Origin of the sequence: Mucilaginibacter gynuensis, from assembly GCF_039541195.1 — a bacterium.
GTDB classification, from domain to species: domain Bacteria; phylum Bacteroidota; class Bacteroidia; order Sphingobacteriales; family Sphingobacteriaceae; genus Mucilaginibacter; species Mucilaginibacter gynuensis.
Genome location: NZ_BAABFT010000024.1, coordinates 1 through 20,687, shown reverse-complemented (window position 1 = coordinate 20,687; position 20,687 = coordinate 1). Strand labels below are relative to the sequence as shown.

General features: G+C 48.7%; 7 protein-coding genes. All 7 read left to right on the top strand.

Going from position 1 to position 20,687, the window contains the following annotated elements; translation table 11 throughout:
• Positions 1–194: 194 nt before the first annotated feature.
• The 7 genes from ABD894_RS26035 to ABD894_RS26005 all read left to right on the top strand — a co-directional run bounded on the left by ABD894_RS26035 (position 195) and on the right by ABD894_RS26005 (position 20,250).
• Positions 195–11,348, top strand: coding sequence for an Ig-like domain-containing protein (locus ABD894_RS26035; RefSeq protein WP_345214031.1), 11,154 nt, complete (start codon positions 195–197; stop codon positions 11,346–11,348).
• Entirely contained in the window at positions 11,345–12,343 is a 999-nt protein-coding gene (locus tag ABD894_RS26030) for a PorP/SprF family type IX secretion system membrane protein (protein ID WP_345214030.1), read from the top strand. The genes ABD894_RS26035 and ABD894_RS26030 overlap by 4 nt, the downstream gene beginning before the upstream one ends.
• Positions 12,344–12,355: 12 nt before the next feature.
• Positions 12,356–14,317 (top strand): OmpA family protein, encoded by a 1,962-nt coding sequence (locus ABD894_RS26025; protein ID WP_345214029.1) that lies wholly within the window; start codon positions 12,356–12,358, stop codon positions 14,315–14,317.
• Between the two features lie 42 nt (positions 14,318–14,359).
• Entirely contained in the window at positions 14,360–14,587 is a 228-nt protein-coding gene (locus ABD894_RS26020) for a hypothetical protein (protein WP_345214028.1), read from the top strand.
• Between the two features lie 141 nt (positions 14,588–14,728).
• The gene (locus ABD894_RS26015) at positions 14,729–15,520 is read left to right on the top strand and encodes a DUF3575 domain-containing protein (RefSeq protein ID WP_345214027.1); all 792 of its coding nucleotides are present in this window, start codon (positions 14,729–14,731) and stop codon (positions 15,518–15,520) included.
• Between the two features lie 461 nt (positions 15,521–15,981).
• Entirely contained in the window at positions 15,982–17,565 is a 1,584-nt protein-coding gene (locus tag ABD894_RS26010; protein WP_345214026.1) for a CotH kinase family protein, read from the top strand.
• Positions 17,566–17,880: 315 nt separating this feature from the next.
• Complete coding sequence (locus tag ABD894_RS26005) at positions 17,881–20,250, top strand: ABC transporter permease (protein ID WP_345214025.1); 2,370 nt, start codon at positions 17,881–17,883, stop codon at positions 20,248–20,250.
• Positions 20,251–20,687 lie beyond the last annotated feature (437 nt).

Genomic DNA, 20,687 nt, shown 5'->3' with positions numbered 1-20,687 from the left:
TCTACAATATACGCCTCGTTTTCAATCGAAAATGAACAAAATGAACAATGAACAAAATGAACAGCATCCGGAAATATTGAACGGCTACCTGTATTATTAATTAAGTGAACAAAGTGTATCTGCCTTATTCACAACACTCATGGTAATTTTAGTCGAGTAACTTACAGTTCATTCTACCTTATAATAAACCACATATGGGAATTTCTACATCTCTGGTCAGGGGCATCGTCGCCATGTTCCTGTTGCTATTTTTGTCAACAAATATTCACGCGCAACGCATTTATGCCGATAAACACGCCGAGGCTGTTGGCGGTATTTGTGTGGGTTGCGGCGTACTTAACCCCGAGCTTGCTACCGACGGAAACCCGCAAACGACATCGGTACTCAGCGTATTTGTGGGCATAGGTTCGCAAACCGCGCAGGAGGTTATTTTTGACGCCAACAAGCCTGTGGCCAATACGCAGGTTCGCCTTAAACTGGGCACGGGCGATAATTTGGTTGACCTTACCGCGCTTGGCAGGGTATCCATACAAGCTTTTAACGGCACATCTCCCGTTGGTCCCGAGTATGCAGCGCCTACTTTGTTAAGCGCCTTAAGCAGTAATAACCAGTTTGAGGTAAGCATTACGCCAACCGCTTCTTTCGACCGCATCAGGGTTACCCTGCATGGCGGCCTGGTAGCATTGCTAAGCTCGTTATATATATATGATGGTTATTATACTGGTAATGCGCCCGCCTTATGTAATACCGCTGTTGATGAACTGCACGGTATATCATCGGCCCTGTTAGGCCTTGGGCTTAATGTAGGTGGTGTAGCCAACCCGGCCCGGGCGATAGATGGCAACCTTAATACGGCATCTACCTTAAATGCAGGGGTAGGCCTGTTAGGTGCTTACGCGCAGCAAACCATCATCTTCAATCAATCATCCGTTATCGGCGACTCGGTACGGTTAACGCTTTCGCTGCCGCAGGCATTGATTGATGCAGGTGTATTTACCCGCATAACCCTCACTTCTTATACAGGTAACGTTAGTAATAATGATGAACAATTACTCAATTCGGCTTTATTAAGCCTGCGCCTGCTCGATCTGAGCAATAACCGCAGGCGTGTTACCGTAACTTATGCCCCCACCAAAACATTCGACCGTGTTGAACTGAAACTGGGCGGCGGCATAGCCAACGTACTTTCCACCCTCGATCTGTACGAAGCGCAGCGATTAATACCACGGCCTGTTATCAGGTTCAACAATGCTACTGTAAGTAATGTACAAACCTGCGCGGGCAGTACGGTAGCGTTATCGGTAACTGCCGTACCTAATACAACCTTTAACTGGTACACTCAGGAAACTGGCGGCACACCCGTAGCTACCGGCAACAACTTTACTACCCCGGCCTTAACAACCACTACCACTTATTATGTAGCGGCCTCACGCACCGGTTGTACCGATGCCTCCGAACGCGCGCCGGTAACCATCACCGTAAACCAGATCCCCGCCGCGCCGGTTATCACCAATAATAACGTAACCGTTTGTCCCGGTCAGCCGGCCATATTTGCGGCTCAAAACGTGCAGGGGGTTACTATCAACTGGTACACTACCCCTACAGGTGGTTCGCCGGTATTTACAGGCAATACTTTTACTACCCCTAATATTACAGCCAATACTAATTACTATGCCGAAGCCGTTGCCGGCGGTACCTGCGTAAGTACTGCGCGTACCCTGGTAACCGCTACTGTAAGCACCTTACCGGCCAACCCAACACTCACCGCTGCCAATGTATCTGTTTGCTCGGGCGATGTAGCTACCCTTTCGGTGGCATCACCTGTTAGCGGCATTATATATAAATGGTATAGCACAGCGACCGGTGGCACTCCTTTATTTACTGGCGTTAATTTTACCACTCCGGCTTTAACCGCTAATGCGAATTATTATGTTGAAGCCGAAAACGCTACGGGATGTGCCAGCGGGCAACGTGCTCACGCCACCGTTACCGTTCAGCCTAAACCTGCCAATCCAATACTGGCGGCCAACAGCCTTACTATTGCAGCAGGGCAAACTACAACCATTATTGTAAACAATGCCCAAACTGGTATTACTTACAACTGGTACACCTCGGCCAATGCGGCAACACCAATACATACAGGGACTACCTTTACCACGCCTGCACTGTTCACCAACACTACTTATTACGTGGGTGCTGCCAATGCTACAGGTTGTACCTCGGTTAACCGTACTCCGGTGACCATCAGCGTGACCATTGATAACAACTCGCCTTGTGTGTTCGCTAAAGAACAATCGAGCAACGTCAACGGCATCTGTATCGGTTGCGGGGTAGATCTTAACAACCTCGCCATTGATGCCGATACCACTACCGCTTCTTCTATCCATGTGCTGGCAGGACTGCTTGGCGGCTTCGCCGAACAGGAGCTCCGCTTTCAGCAATCCGGCGTAAGCGGTGATACCGTACGCATCGTGGTGCAGGCTCCTGTCGCATTAGCCGATGTGGGTGTGCTCGGACATATCGAAGTCGCCCTCTATAATGGCACCAACGAAGTGGTTCGTTATAGTTTGGATAACGCCCTGATCAAACTGCGCCTGTTAGGGGCAGGTAACCGTTATGCCATCTCTGTGCCTGCCACTGGCGCTTACGACCGTGTGACCATCCGCCTCACTTCGGGGGTGGCTACCTTGCTTACTTCTTTGAATGTATTTTACGCCATTCAGCAATATGCCGCGCCGGTGTTTAACCCGCTCGCGCCTGAAATTTGCAAAGGCAGCACCGCGCAGATCAATATTACTTCACCGTCTGCCGGTATCTTTAACTGGTATACTGCACCTACTGGTGGTTCACCTGTGTTTACCGGCGCTAACTTTACTACGCCTGCCCTTACCGCCAACACTACTTATTATGTAGAGAACAGCCGTAACGGTTGCGCGGGCAGTGTACGTTACCCCGTTCAGGTACTCGTGAACGATCCGCCGGTTAAACCGGTCGTGGTGCCGTCTACCGCCGCTATCTTCAGCGGGCAGACCGCCACCTTTACCGCTTCCGCAGGTAACAATGCTACTATTAAGTGGTATACTGTTGCTTCGGGTGGTACGCCGGTGTTTACCGGTAATACCTTTGTTACTCCTGCTTTATCGGCCAATACTACTTATTATGCCGAATCATCTGTAGGCAGCTGTGTTAACCCCGACAGGACCGTGGTAACCGTTACCGTTACACCGATCGTCATCCCGGATGTGGCTGTTAACCCGCCTGTGCAAGCCGTTAACCCGGGTACTTCGGCTACCATTACCGCTTCGTCTACCACGCCGGGTACCGTGTTCAACTGGTATACTGCCCCTACCGGTGGTACCAGCATCTTTACCGGCCCGGTATTTAATACGCCTGCCGTTTTTGCCAATACTACTTATTATGCCGAAGCCGTAGTGACCGCTACAGGCGCCAAGTCGGCTACGCGTGCTGCCGGTGTGGTGAACGTGAACAATATCGCTTCTTCACCGGTACCTTGCGATGCCGCTATCGCTGAAACTTCGGATATCAACGGTCTGCTTTGTTTAGGCTGTTCTATCAGCAACAATGCCGGCGCTATCGATAACGACCGCAATACCTTCTCACGCCTGGATGTGCCTGTCGGTTTGCTCAACGCTTACGCACAGCAAACCCTCCGCTTTGCCGGTACAGGCCGCGCCGGTGACAGCGTGGTGGTGGAACTGGGTTTACCGGGTACACTGGCCAACGTGAATGTATTGTCGCAGATCGGCATCGCTACTTATAACGGTACTACTTTTAATAACGACCGCTTCAGTGTGAACGGCGCTTTGCTTTCTATCCGCTTACTGGACGGGGCAAGCCGTTTCCGCGTCGCCTTTAAGGCTGCCGCCGATTTCGACCGCGTCGAGATCCGTTTGAACTCTTCATTGGCCGGGGTCTTCAACGCCCTGAATATCTATGATGCCTCACAGGCCGTGGCTGCGCCGGTGATCGCCGTGGCCAGCACTGCTGTTTGCCAGGGTTCGCAGGCTACACTTACCGCTACAGCACCTGATTATGTGACCGTGAAATGGTATACTTCGGCTACAGGCGGTTCGCCTGTGTTTACAGGTAAGGTGTTCAACACCCCTGCACTTAACAACAATACGACTTATTATGCCGAGGCTACACGCACCGCTACCGGTTGTGTGCAGGGCGTACGTACCCCGGCTACCGTTACCGTTTCACCGGTGCCGGTGCCGCCTGCCGTGGCTGCTACCGATGTCACCATCTGCGCCGGGCAGACCGCTACCTTTACCGCACAGGCCGTTACAGGGGTTACCTTTACCTGGTTTACTGCGCCTACAGGTGGTACCCCTATATTCACCGGGACCCAGTTTACTACTGCCGCGCTTAACGCTAACGCTTCTTATTATGTTGAAGCTAATTCGGGTAGCTGTGGTAGCGCTTCAAGAACTAAGGTTAATGCCGTGGTAAACCCTACTCCTGCTAACCCGGTTGTTACCGCAGCCAGTTCAAGTATACAGGCAGGGCAAACCGCTACTTTAAACGTTACTAACGCGCAAGCCAATACCACCTACAACTGGTACACCTCGGCCAACGCGGCAACACCAATACATACAGGGACTACCTTTACCACACCTGCGCTGTTCACCAATACTACCTATTATGTGGGTGCTGCCAATGCTACAGGTTGTACCTCGGTTAGCCGTACACCGGTAACCATCAGCGTAACCATTGATAACAATTCGCCCTGCGTGTTCGCTAAAGAACAGTCGAGCAATGTCAACGGCATCTGTATCGGTTGCGGGGTAGACCTTAACAACCTCGCCATTGATGCTGATACCACTACCGCTTCTTCCATCCACGTGCTGGCAGGACTGCTGGGCGGCTTCGCCGAACAGGAGCTCCGCTTTCAGCAACCCGGCGTAAGCGGTGATACCGTACGCATCGTGGTACAGGCTCCTGTCGCCTTAGCCGATGTGGGTGTGCTCGGCCATATCGAAGTAGCCCTCTATAATGGGGCTAACGAAGTGGTTCGTTATAGTTTGGATAACGCCCTGATCAAACTGCGCCTGTTAGGGGCAGGTAACCATTATGCCATCTCTGTGCCTGCCACAGGCGCTTATGACCGCGTGACCATCAGACTCACTTCGGGGGTGGCTACCTTGCTGACTTCTTTGAACGTATTTTACGCCATTCAGCAATACGCCGCGCCGGTGTTTAACCCGCTCGCGCCTGAAATTTGTAAAGGCAGCACCGCGCAGATCAATATTACTTCGCCGTCTGCCGGTATCTTTAACTGGTATACTGCACCTACAGGTGGTTCGCCTGTGTTTACCGGCGCTAACTTTACTACGCCTGCACTTACCGCCAACACTACTTATTATGTGGAGAACAGCCGTAATGGTTGCGCGGGCAGTGTACGTTACCCCGTTCAGGTGCTCGTGAACGATCCGCCGGTTAAACCGGTCGTGGTGCCGTCTACCGCCGCTATCTTCAGCGGGCAGACCGCCACCTTTACCGCTTCCGCAGGTAACAACGCTACTATTAAGTGGTATACCGTTGCTTCGGGTGGTACGCCGGTGTTTACCGGTAATACCTTTGTTACTCCTGCTTTATCGGCCAATACTACTTATTATGCCGAATCATCTGTAGGCAGCTGTGTTAACCCCGACAGGACCGTGGTAACCGTTACCGTTACACCGATCGTCATCCCGGATGTGGCTGTTAACCCGCCTGTGCAAGCCGTTAACCCGGGTACTTCGGCTACCATTACCGCTTCGTCTACCACGCCGGGTACCGTGTTCAACTGGTATACTGCCCCTACCGGTGGTACCAGCATCTTTACCGGCCCGGTATTTAATACGCCTGCCGTTTTTGCCAATACTACTTATTATGCCGAAGCCGTAGTGACCGCTACAGGCGCCAAGTCGGCTACGCGTGCTGCCGGTGTGGTGAACGTGAACAATATCGCTTCTTCACCGGTACCTTGCGATGCCGCTATCGCTGAAACTTCGGATATCAACGGTCTGCTTTGTTTAGGCTGTTCTATCAGCAACAATGCCGGCGCTATCGATAACGACCGCAATACCTTCTCACGCCTGGATGTGCCTGTCGGTTTGCTCAACGCTTACGCACAGCAAACCCTCCGCTTTGCCGGTACAGGCCGCGCCGGTGACAGCGTGGTGGTGGAACTGGGTTTACCGGGTACACTGGCCAACGTGAATGTATTGTCGCAGATCGGCATCGCTACTTATAACGGTACTACTTTTAATAACGACCGCTTCAGTGTGAACGGCGCTTTGCTTTCTATCCGCTTACTGGACGGGGCAAGCCGTTTCCGCGTCGCCTTTAAGGCTGCCGCCGATTTCGACCGCGTCGAGATCCGTTTGAACTCTTCATTGGCCGGGGTCTTCAACGCCCTGAATATCTATGATGCCTCACAGGCCGTGGCTGCGCCGGTGATCGCCGTGGCCAGCACTGCTGTTTGCCAGGGTTCGCAGGCTACACTTACCGCTACAGCACCTGATTATGTGACCGTGAAATGGTATACTTCGGCTACAGGCGGTTCGCCTGTGTTTACAGGTAAGGTGTTCAACACCCCTGCACTTAACAACAATACGACTTATTATGCCGAGGCTACACGCACCGCTACCGGTTGTGTGCAGGGCGTACGTACCCCGGCTACCGTTACCGTTTCACCGGTGCCGGTGCCGCCTGCCGTGGCTGCTACCGATGTCACCATCTGCGCCGGGCAGACCGCTACCTTTACCGCACAGGCCGTTACAGGGGTTACCTTTACCTGGTTTACTGCGCCTACAGGTGGTACCCCTATATTCACCGGGACCCAGTTTACTACTGCTGCACTTAATGCTAACGCTTCTTATTATGTTGAAGCTAATTCGGGTAGCTGTGGTAGTTCTTCAAGAACGAAGGTTAATGCCGTGGTAACACAAACACCGCTGACACCAACAGTTTCACAAACTCCTGTTGAAACCTGTTCAGGTTCATCAGCTGTTCTGGCAGCTACCTCAACCCAACCGGGTGTAACCTTTAACTGGTACACTGCCGCAACAGGTGGTACGCCAATATTCACCGGCCCGCAATTCACTACGCCTGCACTTACCGCATCTACCTCTTACTATGTAGAAGCAGCATCAGGCAGTTGTGTAAGCAGCACCCGTGCCAAAGCCGACGTACAGGTTAACCCTACTCCGGCCAACGCTACGGTAACTGTTAATCCTATAAACAAACAGGTAACATCGGGCCAAACAGCTACGCTTACCGCGTCATCAACCACAGCAGGTGCAACCTTTAAATGGTATACTACCGCTACAGGCGGCACCGCCATATTTACCGGCGCTGCATTTACTACACCGGCGCTTACTTCAACAACCACTTATTATGCAGAAGCCAGCATCGCGTCGAGCGGTTGTATCAGTGTACAGCGTACAGCGGTTACCATTACGGTTAATCCTATATTCGCTACCGATTGCGATTTCGCATCGACCCAAACTAACGAGGTAGTAAGTTTATTACCTTGTGTAGGATGCGTTGTTACCACACCTGACGACGCGGTTGATCAAAACATCACCAACTTCAGTCAGCTGAATTTGCCTGTAAGCGTGCTTGGTTCTTATGCCGCTCAAAAACTGATATTCGATTCGCCGGGTATTGTGGGCGATACCGTGACTGTTCGTTTAAGCGTACCTGCTTCGTTAGCGAATGTAGGTGTACTGAACAGGATCTCGATAGGATCGTTCAACGGCGCTAACGACAACAACGACCGCATTAACCTGAGCAACAATCTCATCAGCATACAATTACTGGCCGGTGAACAAACCGCCCTGGTTAAGTTTGCCCCGGGTGCCGCGTTCGACAGGGTTGAAGTACGCCTGAACAGCGTTGTTGCAGCCGTGTTTAATACCCTTAACATTTACTACGCCAGCAAACGTGTTGAGCAACCGGTACTGGCAGCCAATACCGTAAACATTTGCTCTGGCGGCGATGCCACCTTTACCGTGAGCAATGCCCGCGCGGGTGTTACCTACAGATGGTATACCGCGGCAACAGGCGGCTCACCTGTATTTACAGGTACCAGCTTTACCGCTACCAATGTACAGGCTACCACTACTTATTATGTAGAAAGCAGCCGTGGTACCTGCCCTAACCCTAACCGCGTTGCGGCTACGGTTAACGTAACACCATCACCGGTTACGCCAACACTGGCACAAAACAATTTAGAGATATGCGCGGGTGAAACCGTTACACTTACCGTAACCAACGCCAACGGCGCGACTGTAAGATGGTATAACGCGGCTACCAACGGCACGCTGTTATTTACAGGTGCAAGCTATACCGTATCGCCAATTGCTAACGTAAGCTACTATGCCGAAACCAGCAACGGTACCTGTACCAGCCCTGCACGTGCACAAGCCACTATTAAGGTTAACGCGCGTCCGGCTCAACCGGGTGTACAACTGGCCAATGTAGAAGTTTGCGCGGGTAGCCCGGCTACTTTAGCGGTTGCTACTCCGGAAGCAGGCGTTACCTACAAATGGTACACCAGCTTAACAGGCGGCACGGCTGTATTCACCGGTCCTACTTATACTACAGGCAACATCACTGCCAGCACCAGTTTCTTTGTTGAAGCATCGAATACCTTGAGCGGTTGCGTTAACAACGGCGGACGCACACAGGTTGATGTGGATGTAACCACACTGCCGCTTGCCCCTACCCTTAGCGCTACAACAAGCGAGATCTGTAATGGCGGCACTATAAGTATCAGCGTAAATAACCCGGTTGCAGGCACTACCTACAATTGGTACACCGCGGCTACAGGCGGTACACCGGTATTCACCGGGACTGTGTTCACCGCAAGTAATATTACAGCAGATGCTACCTACTATGTAGAAGCCGTGAGCAGCACCAGCTGCATCAGCACTACCAGGACCGCTACCGCTATAACCGTATTGCCAATACCTACACCACCGCAAGTACAAGTGGCAGGCGGTAACGCGGGTATATGTGCCGGCACTACCGCTACATTGAGCATTACTAATCCGCAAGCCAATTTGGTTTACAGGTGGTACAGCGCGGCTACTAATGGTACTTTACTGTTCACCGGTACGGTTTACAACACCGCGGTGCTTACAGCCAATACTACTTATTATGTAGAAGCTGCCAATGCAGGCAATTGTACATCATCGGCACGCACATCGATAACTGTTACCGTGAACGCGCTACCTGCCGATCCAACACTGGCATCAAACACCGCGTCAGTTTGCGTGGGCACTACGGCTTCATTAGCTATCAGTTCGCCGGTGGCGGGTATCATTTACAAATGGTACGATTCACCTGCCTTAACTAACCTGGTACATACCGGCAGCACTTTCGTAACCGATCCGATCAATGTAAATACTACATTCTATGTATCGGCTACCAATGCTTCGGGTTGTGTGAGCGATAACGTAGCTACCGCGCAGGTAACTGTTTTACCTGCACCAAATATACCGGTTATAGCAGGCGGCAATACCGCGCAAACCTGTACCGGCAACACGGTTACACTGGCAATCCAAAATCCGGATGCTAACCAAACCTATAACTGGTATACTACCGCGACAGGCGGCACACCGGTATTCACAGGGCCAAGCTTTACAACCGCAGCCTTAACCGGTAACGTTACCTATTATGCAGAAGCTGTAAATACCAACGGCGGATGTGCTTCGTCAAGTCGAGCAGCGGTTACAGTAACTGTTAATCCGTTACCGGTAGCTCCGGTGGTAACCGCGCAGGGCGGCTCAACTACACCGTCGGTATGCGGCGGCAGCGGCGCAACGCTTACTGCTACCAGCACCACACCTAACGTAACCTTTAACTGGTACACAGCGGCTAATGGCGGCACACCTGTGTTCAGCGGAGCTACTTACACCACTCCTGCCCTTAACGCTACTACTACTTATTATGTAGAGGCAACAACAGCGACAGGTTGCGCGTCAAGCACCCGCACCGCTATTACCGTAACCGTTACGCAACCGCCATCAACACCGGTACCTACCAATGCTACAGCATCGGTATGCGCAGGCAGCGGCACTACGCTTTCGGTAAGTTCGCCTTTACAGGATGTTACCTATAAATGGTATGGCGATGCCAACAGGACCAACCTGCTGGCTACCGGCACCACCTTCAACACCGGGGCAATTAACGCCACTACCACCTTCTACCTGGAAGCATCGAGAGGTACCTGTACCAGCGCTGCACTGGCAACCGTAGTGGTAACCGTTACCGCCGCGCCAACAGCACCGGCAGTAGCTAACAACGGCAACCAAAACACCTGCAACAATACAGCGATAACGCTGGATGTGGTTAATCCGCAGGCGGGTGTAACTTATAACTGGTACACTGCCGCTACAGGCGGAACAGCCATATTCACCGGGGCAAGTTTTGTAACACCGGTGCTTACCGCTAATACTACTTATTATGTAGAGGCAGCTACCGCAGGTGGTTGTACATCGGCTACACGTACAGCAGTACCGGTAACTGTAACACCGGCTCCACCTGCACCACAGGCTAACGCGCAAAGTACAGCTGTTTGTCCGGGTGAAACTACTACCATTAACGCGGTGGCCAACACTGGCATCACCATTAACTGGTACGATGTTGCCACCGGCGGCACCCCTATACATACCGGTGATACCTTTACCACCGGAGCCATTACATCGGCAACAACTTACTATGTTGAAGCCGTGAGCAATACCGGCGGATGCGCGTCAACTACCCGCACCGCGGTTACCGTTGATGTGGTACAGGCACTGCAAGCGCCAATTGTTACAGCGGGCGCGGTTACAAAAACCACCGTCACCTTTAACTGGAACAGCGTACCGGGCGCTACCGAGTATGAGATAAGTACCGATAACGGGCAAACATTTACCAGTGTAGGTAACGCGCTTGTATACACGCCAACAGGGCTGCAGCCTAATACAGCGGTAACGCTGATCGTGCGCGCTCTGGGTAACAGTGCCTGCGAAATAAGCGCTAACTCAAACGCGGTAACCCTTACTACCGATAAGCCTAACGGCGAAATATTTGTACCGAACGCCTTTACTCCTAACGGCGACGGTAACAACGATATATTGCTGGTTTATGGCAGTAATATCCAAACTGTGAACTTCTATGTGTACGATCAATGGGGCGAGCTGGTCTTTAAATCGAACAACCAGGGTAATGGTTGGGACGGAACCTTCAAGGGCAGCAGACTACCGGTAGGCGTGTATGTATACTACATGGATGCCACCACTACTGACGGACAAAAAGTTAACAAAAAAGGAACAATCACTCTACTACGATGAAAAAAATAATAATCACATTGGCTGTGCTGCTCCAGTTAGGGGCAGCAAGCCAGCTAAAAGCGCAAATAGATCCGCACTTTTCGCAATATTACGCTTATCCGCTATGGCTAAACCCGGCGCTAACCGGGGTGTTTAACGGCGATACCCGTATCAATGCCAACTTTAAAAGCCAGTGGGCAAGTATCGGCAACGCCTATAAAACAGGCGCCATATCTGCCGACTTTCGCCCTACCGAAAGGGTTGGCGTGGGCATTAATATTGTTAACCAGGCGGCAGGTTCGGCGGGCTACAACTATTTCGCGGCTTATGGTTCGTTCGGTTATAACATCGCGGTATCTGAAGATGGTAATAAGAAGGTGAACTTCGGCGTACAGGCCGGTATCATTAACCGCAGCTTTGATATGAACAAGCTGCAACTGGGCAGTCAGTACGATCCGTCAACTGGTTACAACCCTAATATGCCCAACTTTGAAAACTTTGCCAGCAGCAGCGCTACCGTATTTGATGCCAGCGCGGGTGTATTTTATTACGATGGCGATCCATCAAGCACCGCCAACTTCTTTGGTGGCGTGAGCGTGGCCCACCTCACACGCAGTAAAGATCCCTTCGCGGTTGAAGGCATTAACAGCAAGTTGCCCTTGCGCTACAACGTGCACGCGGGGATACGCATTAAAGCAGGCGAATCTTTCGACCTGATACCCCATGCCATTTACGTGCGCCAGAACAAGAGTGAGATAAAGGCCTTTGGCGGTTATACCGAAATAAAGATGCAGAACGATAACGGCCTTATACTGGGTGCCATGTACCGGGTGAACGATGCCGCGGTAGCCAATGTGGGTTATCACGTAAACAGCCTCATTATAGGGGCCAGTTATGATTTTAACACATCGGCACTAAACACGGCTACCAACAGCCGCGGCGGTATTGAGCTGTCATTAAGTTATGTATTCCGTAAACGCATACAAGGCCCCGAGCCTGTTTGCCCAAGGCTATAAACCATCACCTATATGAAAAAGTTATTACTTACTATATGTATTTCCAGCATGCTATCCGCCGCCTTTGCGCAGTATGGCGGTGATGATACTAAAACACTTGGCGACCGGGCTTTTCGTAATAAGGATTACTTTGAGGCAGCTTTTTACTACAAAAAGGCGGCAACCGGTATGAACATGCTTACCCAGGCGGCCATCCCCTACCATGCTACCCAAAAGAACGAGAAGAAAGGCAAGGTGGAAGACCGCGCCTACATCAGCTTTCAACTGGCCGAATCGTACCGTTTATACGAGAACTACCTGGAGGCCGAAGGCTGGTACAATAAGGTATTGACCGAGGGTGCCGAGGCTAAGTATCCGCTGGCCAAACTGTGGTATGGCGTGTGTTTAAGGGCTAATCAGCATTTTGACGACGCTATAAAACAATTGCAGCAATTCAGCTCATCATACAAAGGCGAAGCTAAATATATTGACATCGCCAAAAAAGAAATAGCCAATTGCGAGTTTGCCAAAGAGCAATACCAATACCCTATACTGGTAGATGCCGTTAAGAAAAAAGGAGACTGGAATTCTGACGGTTCTGATTATTCGGTAATTAAAAAAGACGATAACTATTGGTTCACTTCGTCGCGCTTCGCAAAGGATGATAAAAAGCACATTAACCGTTTGTACCAGGCAAAAGGTATTTCGGGGAAACCGGAGATCATCATACTGAAAGACGAAAGCAATATTAAGGAGCTGGAATACGGCACCCCTGCCCTTACCCCTACCGGTGACCGCATGTATTTTACCCGCTGGTACAAAGAGGGCAGCCGCATTATCCACGCCATTTACATGACCGATTGGGTTAAGGATGAATGGACCGCCCCGAAAAAGCTAAATACTTTTGTAAACGCGGATGGTTCTAACTCGATACAGCCATTTGTAACTACCGATGGCAAGCAGCTTTACTTTGTATCGAACAAACCGGGCGGCCAGGGCGGCGATGATATTTGGGTGAGCGACCTTGGTAACGATGGCAGCCCTACCAGTGCCACCAACCTCGGCACCGTGATCAATACCGCTTTTGATGAGCAGGCGCCTTACTATGACGTAACCGCTAAAAAATTGATATACAGCTCGAAGGGTTTTACCGGTCTCGGCGGGTTTGATTTTTATGTAAGCTTTAAGGATGCCGATCGCTGGAGTAAGCCTAAGAACATGGGCTATCCTATCAATTCGGCAAAGGATGATCTGTATTTCTTTCCGGAAGGCAGCGATAAAAATAAGTTCTACATCAGTTCTGACAGGGAATCGGATTGCTGCCTTAGCATATTTGAGGCATTTGATAAGCGGCATGTTGTTGCAGGTTTAGTGATTGACTGTGACAAGCATACGCCGCTGGCCGGTGTAAAGGTGAGCTTTATTGATTCCCTGTCGAAACAAGTGATTAAAGAAGTGGTGACCGATGCCAGCGCCAAATACGCTTTTGAGGTAACCACCAAACGCCCGTACAACCTGCGTTTTGAAAAGGATAAATACTTTAGTAAAGTGGTGCCGGTGCCCGAATCGGGGCGTATGAGTAATGATACGCTGAATAGTCCGGATGTGTGCTTGCAGGCTTTTGAGGTTGATTCACCAATAGTGATCAAAAACGTACTGTACGACTATGATAAAGCCACCCTTCGCCCGGCATCGAAAACTGTGTTGGATGGTTTGGTTAAGGTTTTGGAAGATAACCCGAAGATCAGCGTAGAGCTATCGGCCCATACCGATTCAAAAGGCAGCGATGCTTATAACCTGAAACTATCAAAAGCACGTGCAAAGGCCTGCGTAGATTATATCATTTCTAAAGGCATCAGCGCGAGCCGTATCACCTCGCAGGGTTATGGCGAAAGCAAACCGATAGCGCCTAATACGCTGCCAAACGGTAAGGATAATCCGGCCGGTCGTCAGCTTAACCGTCGTACGGAGTTTAAAGTAACCAAAGTGGAATAAATTAAAATCAATCAACAATAAAAAATAGTATCCCCTATTACTATGGCAGCAACATTTAACCTCAACCAATTGCCTTTGGAGTACATTATGGCAATGTGTATTATCGCTATCGGCCTGGGCATTTACGGCTTTATAACAATACGTAATTTAAAAGTGCCCCGCACCGGCAGTTATACCCATAACGAGTATAATGACAAAATGCTGATAGGCCTTTTTAATATAGCGTTGAGTGTTGTTTTTATAGGCGGCATGTTTGTAGCTATTAACTGATCATCATAATTAATTTACCATGCGGGCTGTAGCAGCAAAGCACACTGTTGCGGTCCGCTTTTTACCTACTTACAGGTATAAAAAATTATGCATTAATGAGTTATCATTGCGTTTAGTTAACCTTCTCTTTCCCATAAAACTATGCGTACAAAAACAATTTCATTAGTAATGCTGATTGCGCTTTGCACCACAACAAGCACCCTTTTAGCGCAATACCAAAGAAAGATCAACACCTTTGCCGACACCAATTTTACCAACACCAAAAACCTCGTTAAGCTGAATGTAACAGCCCTGCTGCTGAAAAACATTTCGGTACAGTACGAGCGCGCGGTGGGTAAAAAAATATCGGTAGCGCTGGGCGTGCGGTACATGCCTAAATCGGGTTTGCCGTTCAAGTCATCATTTGATAAACTGATTGATGATGATGAAACTTCGCGCCAGCTCGATGGCTTTAAAACCGGCAATATCTCCTTTACCCCCGAGGTAAGGTTTTATACCGGCAGCAAGGGCGTGTTCAGGGGATTTTATATAGCGCCGTTCGCCAAGATCTCCAACTACACGGCCGAACTCCCCTACTATTATACCGTTTATGATGCCGTAACCAATGTGGGTACCGAAAAATCTATTTTTATGAGCGGTAATTTAAAAACCTTTACCGGCGGTGTAATGATAGGCGCGCAATGGAAACTACCCAAACAGTTTTATCTGGACTGGTGGATCTTCGGCCCGAGCTATGGTACATCAAGCGGAAAGCTCACCGGTACAGCCGCTTTATCGCAGCAGGAACAGGACGAATTAAGATCGAGCCTTGAAAGTTTGGATATACCGCTTACAAAAAGTACCGCCACCGTTAATAACGAAGGCGCACGGTTGGATATTAAAGGGCCATGGGCAGGCATACGTGCAGGCCTTGCCATAGGTTACCGATTTTAAGTAATATATAAATTTTGTTACATAGTGTATTATAAACACTTAAATGTATTAGTTTTGCCCCCGGTAAGTTTAAACCACTTACCATGTGATAAGGTTTAGGTTGAAGCCTCCAAGCAGCGAGTGCAAGGAGGCTTTATTTATTTATAACTATTTCACAATTAAGCATATAAGCCATTCCCGCATTCTATAATAACACTTTATCCAAATTGGGTAAAGGCCATAATAAAAGAGTAGAATTTCCCCATTATAGCATCAAAAACACCGATTACAGGCTGTAGAGGCATTTTTGCCATTTCTTTCGCCCAAAGAAACATCTGTTCTGTTTAATTCATGTATTTAATGCAGGCACCCGTCGTTGTAAACACTAAAATCGCCCCTCTTTTGCAATACCTGAAAATATTGATACATTAGGCAAATATTCCTCCTCCGTTTTTAAACCAAAATTGAACCTAAATAATAAAATGCTGAATTTTAACCGACTGGCGCTATACGCTATTTTCCCGGTGCTGTTGCTGGCATCATGCTCAAAAAAAACAACAGAGGTTGATCCTGACCCCGTAGTGCCGGAGCCCCCTAAAGAAAACATTGTTAAAACGCTTGATTCCTTTGTTTTTAAGACCACAAAAAACTTCCTGATACAACAGGCTATCACCGGCAACATAGTGGGCGACACCGTATTTGTAAACACCTTTGCAGGAACTGATCTATCGGTGTTGATACCCGAATTTACTTTTAAGGGCGGTGTAATTACGGTTAATAACAAGGTACAGGTAAGCGGTGTTACCGCTAATGACTACAGCAAAAAGGTACAATACACCATCACCGCTAAAGACAGCACCAAGAAAACCTACACCATTAAGTTTACCGATACAGGGCTGCCTGCCATTTACATATCAACCAATGGTGTGCCTATTGATAGTAAGGAAGTTTACGTTGCCGGTAATATTAAAATTGCGGGCGATATAGCGGGTACTATCCTGTACGAGGGTAAAACCACCATTAAAGGCCGTGGCAACTCAACCTGGAACATGCCTAAAAAACCTTACCGCATTAAGCTGGATAAAAAAGCCGGGCTGCTCGGCATGGCCGAAAGCAAGAACTGGGTACTGCTGGCCAACTATGCCGATAAAACCCTGATGCGTAACGAACTGGCTTTTGAATTGAGCAGGCATTCGGGATTGGCATTTACGCCGAATTCGAGGTATGTTGAGGTATTTGTGAATGGGTTATACGCCGGTAATTATCAGCTTACCGAACAAATTAAGGAAGGAAAAACACTGGTAAACATTGAGGAACAGGCAGATGGCACCACTTCAATGCCTGACATTTCGGGCGGTTATTTAGTAGAGCTGGATGGCTTTGCCGATGGCGAACCGGTACATTTTTATACAGGCCGGTCGATGCCGATAACGGTTAAGTACCCTGACGAAGATGTTATCAACCAGCAACAGAAGTACTATATCAGCAACCATTTTCAAAAATTTGAGGATGCCTTGTTTGCCGATAACTTTACCGATCCGGTTAATGGGTACCGCAAGTATTTTGATGTGGACTCGTATGTGAATTATTACCTGGTGAACGAAGTAATGGGCAATTCGGATATATTTTGGAGTACGTACATGTACAAGAAACGTAACGACGATAAAATATACACCGGTCCGGTTTGGGATTTTGACATAGCCGCCAATAACGACGACCGCCTGGGCGATGCCGTAAACAAACTGATGTTCAACGCCGGGCACGATACCCATACCTGGATAGACAGACTGATGCAGGACCCGGCTTTCAGGCAAAAGATCCGCAGCCGTTGGAACGAGTTAAAAATGCAGACCAATACCCTGCCCAATACCGTTGATGCGCTGGCCAAAAAACTGGCGGTATCGCAAAGCCGCAATTTTATTAAGTGGGATATATTATCGCTTAAAGTATACCGCGAATTTCAGGTGGCGGGTACTTATGATAAAGAAGTTCAGTATTTGAAAACTTATTTAACTAACCGCATTAACTGGCTGGATACAAAGTTTAATAGTAGTGAGTATCAATAGGTAAGATCAACAGCTCGTTCATAACCTAAAAGATTCGTAACGAAGCTGTTGTCATCTCGAAACGCAGTGAGAGATCTTCTTCGCCATGCATGTCTGTTACTTGTTTGATGAAGAAGATTTCTCCTCGTTCCTCGTTCGAAATGACATTGTTTTTGTTTTCCCAACATCACTGCTCCATAACCGCACATTTCATTGTAACACAACCGAACACAGCGCACCTACAAAATCAATATAAAACACTGGCATACAACACTATAAATAAACGGCATTTAATTTGACACTTGTATAACGTATTTCCATCATTACGAAACCGTTATGTTCAAAAATTACCTTGTTACTGCCATCCGCAGCCTTAAAAGGCACAAGCTGTTTACTGTGCTTAATATTTTTGGCCTGGCAACGGGCTTAACTTGTAGTATCCTTATTTTTTTATGGGTACAGGATGAGCGCAGCTATGATAATTTTAACGATAACGCGGCACAGATCTATCGCCTCACCGCCAAGGTATCAGATGTAGAAGTGGCCGTTGTGCCGCCGCCTGTTGCCCCTACGTTAAAACAGCAGGTGCCCGCCGTTAAAAGCTACACCACGGTAGTACCCCTACAAACTTTCATAACCATAGGCAACAGAAAGTTTGATGAGAAAAACCTGCTGTATGCGGCTCCCAACTTTTTGCAGATGTTTAATTATCCCCTACTACAGGGTGATAAAGCCACTGTATTAACCCGACCCGATGGTGTAGTGCTTACCGCCTCAACCGCCAAAAAGTATTTTGGCAGCGTAAATGCCATCGGCAAGGTGATACATGCCGATAACGACATTAACGGTACCAATTATGTAGTAACAGGCATTTTGAAGGACGTGCCGCGCAATTCGCACTTACAGTTTGATATGCTTCTGCCTATCGAATTATACAACCGATCGAACGGGGACGTGTGGGATAACTTTGATGTTTACTCCTATGTAGAACTCGACAAACGCTTTAATGCCACACCGTCGGCCATAGCTGCCCTGCAAAAGCAAACAACCGAAATACATACCCTTAACGATAAAACCCACACCAAAAGCACCTTTACTTTACAACCCCTTAGCGATATTCACCTGAAATCGCGCTTGATGCTTGATGTAGCCGGGCAGGGCAATAATCAGCATGTAAACATATTTACGCTCGTAGCCATTTTTATATTACTCATCGCCTGCATCAACTTCATGAACCTGGCCACAGCCCTTGCCGGACAAAGGGCCAAAGAGGTGGGGCTGCGTAAAACAATTGGTGCCATGCGTTTCCGGTTGATCATCCAGTTCTTGGGCGAATCGTTATTGCTGGCTTTTCTGGCTTTAATTATCGCGCTTGGTGCCGCCCTGTTACTGCTGCCGTTTTTTAATGATCTGGCTAATAAATCCATATCCATTAATCTACTTAACCTCAAATTTATAGGTAGTCTGCTGGGTATAGCTACTTTGGTTGGCTTAATATCGGGCAGTTACCCGGCATTCTTTCTTTCGTCGTTTAAACCAATAAAGGTGCTGAAAGGCGTAAAAGTATTGAGCGGGAACAAGAACTATTTCCGCAATGGTTTAGTGATTGCGCAGTTTGCCGTTTCGGTAGTTTTAATGGTGAGTACGCTGGTGGTAAGCAGTCAGCTCAATTTTATCCGCAACCGCGATATTGGCTTTAACAAGCAAAACCTGCTTTACCTGCAAATGCCCAAAACCGGCGATACACGTAATAATTACCAAACCCTCAAAGCCACCCTCGGCAACAATACCGGCACCGGCGATTATACCATTATTGAGCACCTGCCCACTTACCTTACCACGGGCACTACCAACGTAATATGGCCGGGTAAAGATCCGCGGCAGCAAACCGTTTTTCCGCACATAGGCATTGATGAAAACTTTATAAAAACCTTCGGCATGCACATTATTGCCGGCAGAAACTTTATTGATAACTCCAAAGCCGACGAGCCAAATTACATTTTAAACGAGACCGCCGTAAAAGTAATGGGCATGACGGCCGCTAACGCCATCGGTCAAAAAATAAGCAGCAATAACCAGCCGGGCGAAGTGGTGGGCGTAGTAAAAGATTTTAATTTTAAGCCGATACAGCAGGGTATTGAGCCACTCATATTAAAGCACACCAATCGCGGTGGTTATGTGGTAATGCGTACCAGTCCGGTAGAGATACAACAGGTGATCACCAAACTAAAGGCGAACTTTCAGGATGTGTATCCCAATTTTCCGTTCTCGTACGGCTTTGTTGATCAGGATCTTTCAAAGCTTTACACAGCCGAACAGCAAATGGGCCAATTGTTCAATGTATTTTCTGTGGTATCCATCATCATATCGTGTCTCGGTCTTTTCGGGTTGGCAACATTCGCTACCCAAAAACGCCTGAAAGAGATTGGTGTACGCCGTGTGTTTGGCGCCAGCGCTACAGGTATTGTGGCCATGCTGGCTAAAGATTTTGTTAAACTGGTAGCAGCCGCTTTAGTAGTAGCCTTCCCGGTAGCGTGGTGGGCCATGAACAAATGGCTGGACAATTACGCCTACCGCACCCAGATGAGCTGGTGGATGTTCGCGCTTGCAGGTTTTATGGCTATAGTGATCGCGTTTTTAACTATCAGCTATCAATCAATAAAAGCGGCATTGGCTAATCCTATTGATAGTTTGAGGACTGAATAGTTGTATGGCAATCTTCCCGTCAGCAAAACAGCTTCGGATGAAAACGTGCAGAACGTGGTAGCCATGAGCGCAAAGGCGGGCATAGGAACTTGTTGCATGTGGGAAGGAATAGCGGCGGGGCAAAAGTTCCAGCCCTAAGTTCTGCACGTTTTGCAGCGCAGAGGCCTCGTGCGGCAGAGAAGCCTTTTTGCTGGACAAGGGTTTTGTTACTTTTGCCCTCAAAAGTAATGGGGCACTGCGCCCAAGAGCAGACTGACATTGATTGCAGTACAAGCAAAACCTACGTAGAGATTGCTTCGTACCTCGCAATTGTAAGGGTTATGTAATTCGGTAACAGAATTAGCTTTTATTTTTTGTTGTTTAGGGAGGCCATATCGATAGGTTTTTTACCATTAATACCTTGATGAGGTCTTTCCCAATTATAATAAACAAGATAC

Bases quoted from the DNA above. Each gene is read 5' to 3' on its own strand.
- ABD894_RS26015 (WP_345214027.1), top strand. From the start codon at position 14,729: ATGCGTACAAAAACAATTTCATTAGTAATGCTGATTGCGCTTTGCACC.
- ABD894_RS26030 (WP_345214030.1), top strand. From the start codon at position 11,345: ATGAAAAAAATAATAATCACATTGGCTGTGCTGCTCCAGTTAGGGGCA.
- ABD894_RS26010 (WP_345214026.1), top strand. From the start codon at position 15,982: ATGCTGAATTTTAACCGACTGGCGCTATACGCTATTTTCCCGGTGCTG.
- ABD894_RS26035 (WP_345214031.1), top strand. From the start codon at position 195: ATGGGAATTTCTACATCTCTGGTCAGGGGCATCGTCGCCATGTTCCTG.
- ABD894_RS26005 (WP_345214025.1), top strand. From the start codon at position 17,881: ATGTTCAAAAATTACCTTGTTACTGCCATCCGCAGCCTTAAAAGGCAC.
- ABD894_RS26025 (WP_345214029.1), top strand. From the start codon at position 12,356: ATGAAAAAGTTATTACTTACTATATGTATTTCCAGCATGCTATCCGCC.
- ABD894_RS26020 (WP_345214028.1), top strand. From the start codon at position 14,360: ATGGCAGCAACATTTAACCTCAACCAATTGCCTTTGGAGTACATTATG.